Below are 13,312 nucleotides of genomic sequence, written 5' to 3'. Positions count from 1 at the left end.
ACGATATGAGCGAGTATATTCTCGAGATGGACGGCATCAACAAATCGTTCAACGGCGTCAAGGTTTTGAAGAACGTAGGCTTGAAAATCAAGAAGGGCGAAGTGCATGCGCTGGTGGGCGGCAACGGCGCCGGGAAGTCCACCATGATGAAAATTCTGACCGGAGTGTATACGGCGGACTCAGGAACGATCCGGATCGGCGGTGACCCGGTGAAGTTCGATTCCGCGCAGGATTCCAGCCGTTACGGGATCCGCATGATCTTCCAGGAACTCAGCTTGGTCCCGACGATGACTGTGGCGGAAAACATCTTCCTGAACCAGAAGCCGAGAGCCAAAGGTTTACCCATCATCAACAACCGCCAAATGGAGAAAAAAGCGGCAGAACTGCTTCGCGAATTCGAAATCGATCTGGATCCTTCCCGGGTAGTCAACACGCTTGGCGTAGGGTATTGCCAACTGGTCGAAATCGCAAAAGCTTTATCCCAGGATGCCAAGATACTGGTCTTGGATGAACCGACGGCGTCGCTTACGGAAACGGAGACCCAAATCCTGTTCGGCATCGTCAGGAAACTCAAGGCCAGAGGCGTCACGATGGTCTACATTTCCCACCGGATGCATGAGATTTTTCAGATCACGGACTCCATCACCATCATGAGAGACGGTCAGCATATCATCACGGACGACACCAACAACTTCAGCATGGACTCCATCATCCATCACATGCTCGGCAGCACGACGGTCGAAAAGGCGTTCAAAAGAATGCACCGGGAGAGAAAACCGTCAAACGCCAACGTTTTGGAAGTCAAACACCTGCACATTAACGACAAACTGAAGGACGTCAGTTTTGAGCTGAAGAAAGGCGAAGTGCTCGGCTTCGCCGGATTGATGGGTTCCGGAAGAACGGAAATCGCCGAAGCGATCTTCGGCATCAACCCCGCGAAAAGCGGAGATATTATCGTGGATCATAAGCCCGTTAAAATCCGGAAGGTGAAAGACGCCATCGATGCCGGCATCGCCTTGATCCCCGAAGACCGGAGAAGACAAGGCCTTGTCTTGATCCACACGGTGAAGGACAACATGATCTTGCCCGTCGTGGACAAGTTGAAGAAGGGTCTGGGCTTGGACAAAAAACGCGTGGAAAACATTGTTCAATCCAAAATCGGTGAACTTGCCATAAAAACAGACAACAGCAACAAAGTCATCTCCCTCTTATCCGGAGGAAACCAGCAGAAAGTCGTCATCGCCAAATGGCTGGAAACCGGGCCGAAAGTGCTGATGATGGACGAGCCCACCGCGGGCATCGATATCGGCGCCAAAGGCGAGATCATCGACATGATCCGGCGGCTGGCCGATCAAGGGAACAGCTTTATTCTGATCTCTTCGGAACTCAGCGAACTCATGGCGATTTGCGACCGCATCATCGTGCTCAAGGACGGCCGGATCACGGGAGAACTGAACGGAGACGACATCCCGTCCGAGGAAATCCTGCAGCATGCCATTCAACAGTAAACCGGTCTGACGGAGATGGAGGGAAGCGCTGAAAAGCATGATCCCGAACGTCGAGAACGAGGACGGCCTTACACGAAACGATTGATCGCCAACCTGTCGGAGCTTCTGGCCGAAGAAATGAAAGTTACCCATTACGAAGAAATCGCTTCGATCAAGCGATAACATTCCGTCTAGGAAATTCAGGGGGAGAACGCATGAAGAAGCTTCGCTGGGGCATTTTGGGATGCGCGCAAATCGCGGTAAACGACATCATTCCGGCCATCCGGCAATCCGAGCTTGGAGCGGTTGCGGCCATAGCCAGCCGGGATGAGTCCAAAGCTGGGCGGACTGCGGAGTCTCTCGGCATCCCGCAGGCTTACGGCAGTTACGAAGCGCTGCTGGCCGACGACAGCATCGACGCGGTGTATATCCCGCTGCCGAATCACATGCACCACGAATGGACGATCCGCGCGGCGGAAGCAGGCAAGCATATTCTCTGCGAAAAGCCGCTCAGTTTGAACGTCCGCGAAGCGGAGCAAATGGTCGATGCCTGCGGGAAGCATGGAGTAAAGCTTGCCGAGGCGTTCATGTATCGTTATCATCCGCGCTATGATCGGATCCTCGAGATCATCCGTTCCGGCGAAATCGGCGAGTTGCGGGGTTTGCAAGGCACGTTCACGTTCAATATCGGTCCCGCTTCGGATAACATTCGGTTGAAAGCCGATATGGGAGGAGGGGCCCTGTACGACGTCGGATGCTATTTAATCAGCGCCGGCAGGCTGCTGCTCGGCCGGGAGCCAAAGGCCGCAACCGTTCGTTCGCTGGTTTCTCCGGATTATGGCGATGTTGATTTGATGACGGCTGGGCTGCTGGAATTCGGCGACGGGCTGAACATGACCTTCCAGTGCGGGATGAGGGCCGAATTCCGCGACACGGTGGAAATCATCGGCACGGATGGGCGAATCGATATCCCGGCTGCCTTCCTTCCATGGCCGGGCTTGACCGCGAATTATTCAGTTACGGTGAAGGGCGAGCGGAGGGAAGAACAGGCGGAAGCCTTGAACACCTATCGCCTGCAGGTCGACAGGTTTGCCCGCAGCATTCTGAACGCAGAGCCGCTTGCCTTTGATCCGACAGATGCCGTTGCCAACATGAAGGTCATCGGCGCGTGTTTGCAGTCTGCAAAAGAGGAAGCCCGTGTCGAGCTTCCCCAGGGATAAGCAACGGAGGGCTTTGTTACGATCATGATGAAAGGCGTCATATTTCCTGGTGACAAGTAGAGGTCCGGGAATTTCCGGTTCCCGTTCCCGGAGCGGGCGAGGTACGCTCACACCGGCTCCACGAGAATGCCGTCCTCGATGCCGTCGCCGGGAATCGGGGTCTCGTTCGGTGCCGGAGCGTCCGGAGCCGATCCAGAACCCGAGCCGGATCCCGATTCGCCCGGAGCTTGACCGGCGCCCGGAGGCAGCAGCCGCGGATCGTCCGGGTGCACGGCGATGAGCGTGTCCTGCGCGCGGTACGTGTCCTTGGACAGCTTTTTGCGCTCCGCGAATTTGCCGTCCACTTGCTTCACCAGGAAAGCCTCGACGACATAGCCGTTCTCGCCTTTCTGCAGCAGCGTCTGCTTGCCGAGCGCGACCTTCGGGTCGGCGACGTAGACCGTTTTCGGCGGGTTCACCTTCAATTGGGCCGTTTCCGTCTTGTAGATCACCTTGTCGTCCATCGTTCCGAACAGCTTGACCGTAACCGTCTTGTCGGCTACGACGGTGCGGATGAGCAGCTGCTTGCCGGTCGAGTTGCGGAACTTGAAGTTGACGTAGCCGTCCGCGAACGTGGCGTCGAGCCCGCGCGGCAAGTAGCTGACCGGCAGCGAGTGGTTGCGGCGTTCGACGATCTCGAGCCCGGCCAGCAGCGCGGCGTTGTACAGCGTGCTGGACACCTGGCAGATGCCGCCGCCGATGCCCGGCGTCAGCTTGCCCCGCAGAATGACAGGGGCTTCCATATAGCCGTATTCCTTCTCGGCCTTGGAGACGATTTTGCCGTATTCGAATACTTCCCCGGGCTGCAGCAGCGTATCGTTAAGCGCCAGGGCCGCCGCGGTGACGTTGTGCGAGCGTCCTTCGCCGCTTGTGGAGAACGACGTCGTGAACTCGACGATTTTGCGTTCGAGCCCATCCTCCTTCAGCTTGGCGACGGTAATCTCCGGAGGCGTCTCCACGATTCCGGCCGGCACGAGCCGCGCTTCACCGGCCGATCCTGTCAAAGAGGACGGAGTCAGCTTCCGGATCGCTTCGATCGCGGGACCCAGCTCGATTCTTCGGCCAAGCTTCTCGGGCGTGTAGACGACATTGTCCCGTTCGTCGATCGTTCGGCTCGCATCGGCCCCCTCTTCCTGAATCAGATCTCCCCAAGCTTGCTTAGCGGCTTGCTCCAGCCGCTCCGAATCCCATGTCGCGTCGATGCCGTAGGCAGCGCCCCGTTCGCCGTACGCGCGCAGCTTGGCCCGTTCCCACCAAGAGTAATCGAGATGGCGCTCGATCGCTTTGACTGCCGCGTCCGCCGTAATACTTAAGCCGAGCTCCCCGAGAGTCACAGCCGGAACGCCCGCGCTTGCGCTCGTTCCTTCGGCGGCAACTGCTTTGACCGGGCCGCCAAGGCTGTTCGGATCAAGCGACACCTGCACGGCCTGCGCTTCGGAGATTCGCGCCCGAATCGTTTCCAAGGCCGCCTCCGGAGTTCTTCCTCCCAAGTCAAGCCCGCCCACGCTGAAGCCTTCCGGCAGCGTCTCGTCGCTTCCGTAGCTCATCGCGCTTCCGACGCCGGCCCCGATCAGCAAGAAAATCGCGATAAGAGCAATCAATCCTAACTTTTTCATCCTTCGGCCCCTCCCCTTGCCATTGCTATCCGTCGAATCGATGATTTCTCTTACCTACAGCGTCTGCGGGATCGCCGTTTTCTACCCGCCGCAGCGACGGGAATGACGATGCGCGCGTCTGTAAAATGTTTCTAATCAGTTATACTTCGATTTCCCCGATTCGTTCTTGCCAAAAATTAAAAAATTCTAAACAAATAACGAAAGCCCAAGCGCGGCAAGGCCCGGAGCAGGAAACTTCGACAGATTTCCCGGGCAATTGATCGACAAAGAGAGGAAAATCGGGCATGATGTCGAAGTATCTAAAGTCTGAATCTTAACAGGAAGTGATACCGTGATCGAAATGCAGGACATCTGGAAGACCTATGCAGACGGCACGACGGCTCTTCAAGGCATCAACGTCGTGATCGATCGGAACGAATTCGTTTACATCGTGGGTCCGTCCGGCGCGGGTAAATCCACCTTCATGAAGCTGATCTACCGGGAGGAGTACCCGTCGAAGGGGCAGATCTCGGTTAACGGCTTTAATATAGGAAAGCTGAAGCATCGCAAAATTCCGTACGTCAGGCGCAACATCGGGGTCATTTTCCAAGACTACAAGCTGCTCCCGAAGATGACGGCGTTCGAGAACGTGGCGTTCGCGATGGAAGTCATCGAGACGCCGCGCCGGCTCATTCGCCGCCGTACGATGGAGGTGCTTGAGCTCGTCGGACTGAAGCATAAGGCGGGCAGCCTGCCGGCCCAGCTGTCCGGGGGAGAGCAGCAGAGGGTGGCGATCGCCCGGGCGATCGTGAACAATCCCGCCGTAATCGTAGCGGACGAGCCTACGGGCAACCTGGATCCCGAGACGTCCTGGGGCATTATGAACCTGCTGGAGGAGATCAATTTTCGCGGCACGACCATCGTCATGGCCACCCACAACAAAGAGATCGTGAACACGATGCGCAAGCGCGTTATCGCCATCGAGCGGGGAACCATCGTTCGCGATCAGGCGAGAGGGGAATACGGCTATGAGATTTAGCACCATTCTCCGCCACATCCGGGAGGGCTTCAAGAACGTCGGCCGCAACGGCTGGATGACTTTCGCTTCCATGAGCTCTATCGCCGTTTCCTTGTTCATTCTCGGCGTTTTCATGCTGCTGGCCATGAACGTCAGCAAGCTGGCGGATCAATTGGACAGTCAGGTTCAAATTAACGTCTATTTGCAGACCGATACGACCGAAGCGAAAGCGCAGGAGATCGAGAGGCTGCTCAAGCGCATTCCCGAGGTCAAGACCGTTACTTTCGTCAGCAAGGCGGAAGGCCTGGAGCGGTTCCGGGACAGCATGGGCGAGGAAGGGCGGGCCGCCCTCGACGGCTACGACGCGGAGAACAATCCGCTGCCGGATTCCTTCGAGATCGAAGCGTTCGACCCGCAGCAGATTTCCTACATTGCCAAGCAGATCGAAGCGATCAACCTGACCGATCCCGAGAAGTCGATCGAGCGGGTCAAATACGGCAAAGACACGATCGAGAAGCTGTTCAGCATCACGAACGCGGTCCGCAACATCGGGATCGTCATCGTGCTCGGCCTGACCGTGATGGCGATGTTCCTGATTTCGACGACGATCAAGATGACGATTATCGCCAGACGCCGGGAAATCTCGATCATGAAGCTGGTCGGAGCGACGAACAGCTTTATCCGTTGGCCGTTTTTCATCGAAGGGGCGATCATCGGATTTTTCGGTTCGCTGCTGAGCGCGGCGATCCTGATGTTCGGCTATTCGCAGCTGGTAGAGTCGACCAGTGCGACCGTAGGCTTGTACATGATCCAGTTCGCCACGATGGATGAAGTCATGAGCAGCGTCGGCGGTTCGATCATCGGCTTGGGAACCGTGCTCGGGATATTCGGAAGTACAATCTCGGTTCGCAGATATTTAAGGGTATAAAACGATAATGGGAAAATGCCTACGCTTTCCGGAGGAGGAGCCTTGTGAACAAGAAGCTGTTGGTACTGATCGCGATGCTGTTGGTTGTCGGCCTGGTCGGCAGACCCTATGAAGGACAAGCCCAGTCGGAGCTGGATAAGATCGAGCAAGATCTCAAGCAGCTCAAGAAGGATATGGACCGAGCGTCCAACAACCAGAAATATGCGGAGAAGACGGTTCAAGAGCTGACGGGCAAGCAGGAAGCGACGAAGGCGGACATCGAGAGCCTGCTGGCAAGAATCGAGACGGTACAGGTCAGATTGCAAAATACGCAAAAGAAAATCATGGATGCGGAAGAGAAGCTTCTTCAGACCGGAGTCGAGCTGGAGAACGCGATCAAGCAGCGCGACAACCGCGACCAACTGATGGCTTCCCGGGTCAAGATGGCTTATACGGCGGGGCCGGTATCGTTTCTGGACGTGCTGCTGAGCGCGGCGAACTTCTCCGATTTCCTCGATCGGTTCGACGCGGTGGAAGCGATCGCCGCCCAAGACCGCAACATTCTCGATGAGAAGAAGAAGTACGCGGACGAGGTTGCCTCCCTTAAGCTGCAGAGCGAGCAGGAGCTTGAAGAAATCCGCAAGCTTTATGAAGAGATCGAGCTGCATAAGGCGTCCTTGGAGCAGGAAGAGAAGGACAAGGAAGTGCTGATCGCCAAGCTGGCGGTAGAGATCGAAGAGCTGGAAGAGATCAGCGAGGAATCGGCCAAGCAGCTCACGGAGCTTGCGAAGCAGGCTTCGGCGCTGGAAGCGAAGAAGAACCGCATTAAGACTTACTATACGGGAGGCAAGTTGGGCATGCCTTTGAAGTCGGAATACCGGCTGTCTTCCCCGTTCGGCTATCGGATTCACCCGATTACGGGTTCCAAGAAGCTTCACGCCGGAATGGACATGGCCGCGCCGAAGGGAACGCCGATCTATGCCGCCGAGACGGGCGTTGTGATCGTGGCCCAGTCCTGGAGCGGGTACGGCAACTGCGTCATCATCGACCATGGCGGCGGCTTGTGGACGCTGTACGGGCACATGAGCGAAATTTTGGCCAAAAAAGGCGACACGGTCAAACGCGGAGAAAAAATCGGACTTGTCGGATCGACGGGACAATCGACAGGCAATCACCTGCACTTCGAAGTCCGCAAAAACTCCGAGCCGGTCGATCCGGCGCCTTATTTGAAGTAAACGGACAAGGGGCAGCCGAACGTCCGACGATTCGTCGGGAATCGGCTGTTTTCTTTTATTGACGGCATTCGTCTAAATGAACTAAGCTTGTCATAATCTAACCATAAGGCGAATTTCGGGGAGTGGGGTACGTGTGGTTCAGAGGTCGCACAGTCGCGGCGATGTTGGCGCTAACGGCAGTGGCCGCTTGCGTCGCGACCTATGCCGTCCTTGAATTTCCGGGGTGGAACTGGATGTCGAAGGGCGCGTTGGCAGACGGCGGAGCCGGCCAGGAGCAAGAGGGCCTTCGTCAGGACGAAGTCGACAAGCTCAATAAAGCCATGTCGCTGATCGAGAAGCGCTACCTGCTTCCTGCCGACCGCAAGAAGCTTCTTGACGGAGCGGTGCAGGGCATGGTCGAATCGCTAAGCGACCCTTATTCGGTGTATAAGCCGGAAGACGAAGCCGAACAGTATATGGATGCGCTTCAAGGCGCATTCACCGGCATCGGTGCCGAGCTGAGAATCGAGAACGGAACCGTCGTCGTCGAATCGCCGATCCGGGGATCTCCCGCGGAGAGAGCGGGACTGCAGCCGCGGGACGTGCTGCTGTCCATTAACGGGGAGAGCTTGTACGGCTTGACTCTGAGCGAGGCCGTCACCAAGATCAGAGGGCCGAAGGGAACGAAGGCGAAGCTGAAAGTGCAGCGGGCGGGCAGATCTGAGCCGCTGGACCTGGAGCTTGTTCGCGATCGGATCGATCCGGAGACGGTAAGCTCGGAGATCGGGGCGGACGGCATCGGACATCTGTTCATTAACCAGTTCACGAACGAGACGTCGGCGCAAGTGGCCGAAGAGCTCGCGGCGATGGAGCGGCAAGGGCTGAAAGTGCTTGTGATCGATGTGCGGAATAACCCGGGAGGTTATCTCCAGTCGGTGGTCGAAGTCGCGGATCTGCTGTTGGAGAAAGGCAAACCGATCGTGCAGTCGGAGTACCGGGACGGGCATCGCAAAGTGGACGTCGCCGAGCACGGGGCCAAAAACGGCAAGCGGTATCCGATGGTCGTGCTGATCAACAAAGGCAGCGCCAGCGCCTCGGAAATTTTGGCGGGAGCGCTCAAGCAGTCGGCCGGAGCGTTGCTGGTCGGCGATACGACGTACGGCAAAGGAACCGTCCAGGTGCATTTCAACGGAGAGCTGGGCGACGACAGCCTGATCAAGCTGACGGTGTACAAGTGGCTGCTTCCGGACGGAACGTGGATCAACGAGGAAGGGATCGAGCCGGACATCCGGGTTGCCCAGCCGGATTACTTCCTGGCGTGGAGGCTGCCGAGAGACCGGGTGCTTAAGCCGGACTCGACCGGCGGGGACGTCGAGAATCTGCAGACGATTTTGTCGGGCGTAGGTTATCCGGCCGATCGTTCGGACGGTTACTACAGCCCAAAAACGAGAGAGGCCGTCGAACGTTTTCAGAAGGACGAATCACTGCCGCCCACGGGAGAGGTCGATGCGGAGACGGCTCAGCGGCTGGAGGAGAAGCTGTACGCGGCCCTTCAAGACCGCGCGAACGACGCCCAGTGGCAGAGGGCGCTCGCCGAAGCCGCCAAGCTGCTGAAGTGATCGAATAACCATAAAACGGCATGCTCCGAGAGCAAGACGCGAGAAGGATTTTCCCGCCCGCCGTCGAATACCAATTAGGAGGTTGACTCTAGGTCAACTTCCTTTTTCATGTTGGGGCGTGTTTTAGTCGTAAGAAAGAGGAGAGTCGCGATGGATGATCTTCTGAATGTGCTTGAGGAAGCGGGACAAGCCGCGATCGGCCTGTTCGCTTTCCCTTATTTCTATATTGCGATTGCGCTCGTATGGTGGCATGCCCGTCATACGGTTACGCTGCAGCGCAGGCTGTATCACGTTCGTCTCTACGGAGCGCCGCGGTTGACGTTTGCGAGAACGGCGGCGGGACTGGCGGCCGGATTGGCGTTATCCTTGATCGGAATGGGAGCCGGCGCCGCACTGAACGGCGAGACGCTGATGTTCGTCTGGATCGGGATGGGCGTGCTGGCGGTGTTTCAGCTGCGCTACGTATGTCTGGCGTACGCCGCGGGCGCGATCGGCTTGCTGCAATACGCGGCGGAAGGGACGGGCTTCGGTATCGCCGAAGGTCCGGCCGCCGAAGCGTTGCGTATGCTCCTTGCGATCGACGTTCCCGCGCTGCTCTTCATAGCCGGGCTTCTCCATATCGCGGAAGGCCTCCTCGTTCGGCTGCAGAGCAAGACGCTTACGATCCCTCTGTTCCTCCAGGGAAAAAGAGGCAAGCCGATGGGCGCTTATGCCATCGCCGGAGTATGGCCGATTCCTCTGCTATGGCTTGTTCCTTCGTCGGACGGCGGGTTCGCTCTGCCTTGGGCGCCTCTGTTCGGCGGCGACGCGGCCGCCTGGAGCTTCCTCGCATTCCCGGTTCTGATCGGCTTCAGCGACCGGACGGCGGCTTACTGGCCGGAACGCAAGGCGAAATTTTCGGGTAATCTGATCATGCTCTACGGGGCAATTATTGCCGGCTTGGCTGTCTGCGCCATCTACTGGCCCTCGGTTGTCGTGGTCGCATCGGCGGCGGCATTTCTGCTGCATGAAGGCTTGCTCTGGATCGGCCGAAGCAGGGAGAGAGGCAAGGAGCCTTTGTATTCCCAAGACGGCACGGGCGTAAAGGTGCTGGCCGTGCTCCCCGGTACGCCGGCGGCGGAGCTCGGGCTGCAGGCGGGGGAAGTGATCAAGAAGGTCAACGGGGCCGTCGTGCGCAACAAAGAGGAGCTCCATGCCGCATTGCAGCTTCAATCCGCTTATTGCAAGCTGGAAGTCGTCAATCGGGAGGGCCATGTCAAGTATCTGCAACGGGCGCGTTACCAAGGCGAGCATTACCAGTTAGGGCTTATTCCGGCGCCGGACGACGACGTCGAGTTCGTGGCTTCGCCGCGTTCCGCGTCGATCTGGCAGGGGCTGAGGGAGGCGGGGGCGCGCCGGCTTCGCAATTCTCCGACGATGAGGCATCAGGAAGCCCGCCGTGAAGCGGAGCTGGCCGCCGCGGAACAGGCCGCCGCCGCGCAAGCCGCAGCGGAGGCGTTGGCGCAGGCCGAGAGGAAGAAGGCCGAAGAAGAGGCCGGGCTGCCGCCTCGGGCATCTCATGCCCGCATGAAATCTTGACAACCGCGTAGAGGTTTAGTATTTTATTGGTGATCATCAGGAATAGGCCCCTAGGGTTCCACGGCGCGTCGAGCGCCGGTTCGGTCCGAGAGGGGCGCATCCGCCCTTAAGAGGCAGGATGGACACGGAGGGATAAAAGCCCGGGAGTATCGATGACGACCCGCGACGCCAGCTTGGCTCGCGACGGTCCTGCGATGCTCCGGGCTTTTTTGTCGTTCGGCAAGGAGCTCGGGCGAAGGCGGGGCACACTACATTCGGAGGTGCATGGAATCATGAATCGTTCTTGGTTGCTGCTGCTTGCGGCAGGGGTATGCGAAGTCGGCTGGGTGGCCGGTTTGAAGCATGCGTCGAATGCGGGAGAGTGGGCGCTGACCGCGTTCGGGATCGTCCTCAGCTTCGCGGGACTGCTGCGGGCGACGCGGGACTTGCCCGTCGGAACGGCTTACGCGGTGTTTACGGGGCTCGGCGCGGCGGGTACGGTGTTGGCCGAATCGTTATTTTTCGGAGCCGAGTGGAATGCGGTCAAATTGCTTCTGGTAGCCGTGCTGATCGTCGGCATCGGCGGCCTGAAAATGACGACGGACGTCAAGCCGAAGGAGGCGAGCGCGTAATGGCATGGGTTGCGCTTGTTCTGGCGGGGATGTTCGAAGTCGTAGGCGTGCTGGCGATGAACCGGCTAAAACAGAAAAAAGACAAGCTGAGCGTACTCCTGCTTGTCTTGGGATTTATCGTCAGCTTCGCTCTGTTGTCCGTAGCGATGAAAACGATCTCGATGGGCACCGCCTACGCGGTGTGGACCGCGATCGGAACGGTCGGCGGGACTCTTGTCGGCATGCTTCTGTACGGAGAGTCCCGCCAGCCCCTGAGAATTTTTTTCCTGGCGCTGGTCGTCGCCGCGGTCGTCGGACTGAAGGCTCTCGGGAACGAATAACCTCTTCTCTTCGACCGTCTCTAGCGCTTGTTGATCCAGTCGGCGATATCCTGGATGACCTGCGATTCCACTTTGCCGTCCGCACTTTTGGCGAAGAAGTGGTTAAGGCCCGGATACAGCTTGAAGGATGCTTTATCGTTGTTCTTCAACGTTTCTTTCCACTGCACGTAATCTTTATCCGCATAGACTTGAACGTCGGCTTCGCCTTGCAGCACGAGCACCGGTTTGGTCAGCTTGGCGGCGATTTGATCGGCTCCGCGGCTGTCCATTTCTTTGAAGTAGTAGGCTGGAATGCCGAACAAGGTTTGCGCCTTCGCTTCGTCGTCGGTCAGGCCGGCAAGGCTTTTCGCTTTCTCGACTTCGGCGGCGACGAGCGCCTCGCTGGCCGACTTGGCCGGGTTGCCGTCTTCCATCGTGGCGATAATCGCCGCGTTCTGATCCGCGATGATTTCCCACAGCGTACGGGGGGAACCGGCAAGGACGGCAAGTCCGGCGAAGTCTCCGCCGTCGGCGTCGATGCGCGGAGCGAGCATGCCGCCCAGGCTGTGGCCAACGATGTAGACGTTCGCTGCGTCTATCCGTTTATCCGCCTTCAGCAGCTTCGCCGCCGCGATCGCATCGTCGACCGTTTCGTCTTTGACGGTAAACGACGCCAGCATGTCGGGAGTGAAGCTTTGACCGTGGGCGTAGGTTCTCTTGTCGTAGCGCAGGACGGCGATGCCTTGCTCGGCGAGTCCCCATGCGAGATCGCGGAACGGCTTGGCCAGGCCGACCGTTTCGTCCCGATCGTTCGGACCGGAGCCGTGCACGAGAATGACGGCCGGGAGGGGACCGGAGACGTTCTTAGGCAGCGTCAGCGTGCCCGGAAGCGGGTATGTCGTGCCTGCCCCGACAACGATCTCTTCTTCGATCAGGCTGTCCGGGGCGGGCAGTTGTTCCGCGATCGGCTTCAACCACAATCCGGTCGCTTGATTGTCGGCGTTCAGGGCGAGCGTTAACGCTATCTTCGCCTTGGAGAAGGTAAGCAGAGCGACGAATTGTTGCTGGTCGGGAGAGGCGGAATTCGCCTGGATCGCTTCGATACCGTTGAATGTTCCGGCTAATGCGACCGTTTGCTCCCAGACGGCTTTCAGCGTATCTGCCGGCACCGTTGCTTTCAACTCATCATGGAAATACATATCGGACAGCTGTTGATATTGTCCCGAGACCAGATGTTCGACGATCGCTCGCACGGCGTCTTCGTTGTGCTTGGCCGTGAAGATGGAAGCCGTCGAGGTATCTTCGTGAACGGCCGTGCGCAATCCCAGAGCGCGTTCGAAGAAGGAGAGCGGGACGAACATGCGGTTCGACTTGACGGCCGCATCGGCTCCGAACGCCACGTTGGCTGCGCCCCCGATAAGGGCCTGGTTGCTGCCGGGCTTCACGGTTGCCGTTCCGGCAGGGCCGGAGATCGCGGCTTCCTTGGAAGCGGGAAGATATTCAACCTTGAGACCGAGCGCTTGCGCGGTCTGGCGCAGCGGGAGCATGACGTCTTTGCCGCTCTTGTACGGCTGGGCGTCGGAGAATTGAACCGTTTGTCCGTCGACGTTCAGCTTAAACGTTGCCGCGGCGGATGCCGCTAGCGGAATCGCGGATAAGAGCAGGGCGGACGCGGTTGCGATCAGGGCGATCTTTTTTTTCATGGTATACCTCCGTAAGATGGAT

General features: G+C 58.3%; 11 protein-coding genes and 1 riboswitch. Of the genes, 9 read left to right on the top strand and 2 right to left on the bottom strand.

Features of this window, described 5'->3' with window-relative positions:
• Window positions 1-5 precede the first annotated feature (5 nt).
• The gene (locus tag B0G52_RS21760; protein ID WP_094047499.1) at window positions 6-1,508 is read left to right on the top strand and encodes a sugar ABC transporter ATP-binding protein; all 1,503 of its coding nucleotides are present in this window, start codon (window positions 6-8) and stop codon (window positions 1,506-1,508) included.
• 194 nt (window positions 1,509-1,702) lie between these two features.
• Window positions 1,703-2,707, top strand: coding sequence for a Gfo/Idh/MocA family protein (locus tag B0G52_RS21755; protein ID WP_094047498.1), 1,005 nt, complete (start codon window positions 1,703-1,705; stop codon window positions 2,705-2,707).
• 107 nt (window positions 2,708-2,814) lie between these two features.
• On the opposite strand, the gene B0G52_RS21750 is transcribed toward B0G52_RS21755, so the two are convergent.
• On the bottom strand, window positions 2,815-4,362 hold the full coding sequence (locus tag B0G52_RS21750) for a VanW family protein (protein ID WP_094047497.1): 1,548 nt from the start codon (window positions 4,360-4,362) through the stop codon (window positions 2,815-2,817).
• A gap of 331 nt (window positions 4,363-4,693) precedes the next feature.
• Here B0G52_RS21750 and ftsE point away from each other — a divergent pair, with 331 nt between their 5' ends.
• From ftsE to B0G52_RS21715, 7 genes are all read left to right on the top strand, one after another.
• Window positions 4,694-5,380 carry a cell division ATP-binding protein FtsE gene (ftsE, locus tag B0G52_RS21745; RefSeq protein ID WP_094047496.1) on the top strand — a complete coding sequence of 229 codons (687 nt, stop codon included), beginning with the start codon at window positions 4,694-4,696 and terminating at the stop codon, window positions 5,378-5,380.
• Window positions 5,370-6,287 carry a permease-like cell division protein FtsX gene (gene ftsX / locus B0G52_RS21740; RefSeq protein WP_094047495.1) on the top strand — a complete coding sequence of 306 codons (918 nt, stop codon included), beginning with the start codon at window positions 5,370-5,372 and terminating at the stop codon, window positions 6,285-6,287. Before ftsE ends, ftsX begins: the two co-directional genes overlap by 11 nt.
• Window positions 6,288-6,331: 44 nt before the next feature.
• Window positions 6,332-7,501, top strand: a complete 1,170-nt coding sequence (locus B0G52_RS21735; RefSeq protein WP_094047494.1) for a murein hydrolase activator EnvC family protein — start codon at window positions 6,332-6,334, stop codon at window positions 7,499-7,501.
• A 131-nt stretch (window positions 7,502-7,632) separates the two neighbouring features.
• Window positions 7,633-9,099: a S41 family peptidase gene (locus B0G52_RS21730; RefSeq protein ID WP_094047493.1), complete on the top strand. Its 1,467-nt coding sequence runs from the start codon at window positions 7,633-7,635 to the stop codon at window positions 9,097-9,099.
• A gap of 150 nt (window positions 9,100-9,249) precedes the next feature.
• Window positions 9,250-10,677 (top strand): PDZ domain-containing protein, encoded by a 1,428-nt coding sequence (locus B0G52_RS21725; RefSeq protein ID WP_094047492.1) that lies wholly within the window; start codon window positions 9,250-9,252, stop codon window positions 10,675-10,677.
• Window positions 10,678-10,716: 39 nt separating this feature from the next.
• Window positions 10,717-10,826: riboswitch (guanidine-I (ykkC/yxkD leader) on the top strand.
• A 123-nt stretch (window positions 10,827-10,949) separates the two neighbouring features.
• Window positions 10,950-11,288: a DMT family transporter gene (locus B0G52_RS21720; protein ID WP_094047637.1), complete on the top strand. Its 339-nt coding sequence runs from the start codon at window positions 10,950-10,952 to the stop codon at window positions 11,286-11,288.
• A complete protein-coding gene (locus B0G52_RS21715) occupies window positions 11,288-11,608 on the top strand; it encodes a DMT family transporter (RefSeq protein ID WP_094047491.1) in 321 nt (106 codons plus the stop codon). The genes B0G52_RS21720 and B0G52_RS21715 overlap by 1 nt, the downstream gene beginning before the upstream one ends.
• Before the next feature lie 20 nt (window positions 11,609-11,628).
• Here the strand turns inward: B0G52_RS21715 and B0G52_RS21710 are convergent, their stop codons facing one another.
• On the bottom strand, window positions 11,629-13,290 hold the full coding sequence (locus tag B0G52_RS21710) for an alpha/beta fold hydrolase (protein ID WP_094047490.1): 1,662 nt from the start codon (window positions 13,288-13,290) through the stop codon (window positions 11,629-11,631).
• Window positions 13,291-13,312 lie beyond the last annotated feature (22 nt).

The sequence above is a fragment of the Cohnella sp. SGD-V74 genome (assembly GCF_003001675.1).
Taxonomy (GTDB): domain Bacteria; phylum Bacillota; class Bacilli; order Paenibacillales; family Paenibacillaceae; genus Cohnella.
Note: the sequence above shows the minus strand (reverse complement) of the source record. Positions and strands in the feature narration are given on the sequence as shown.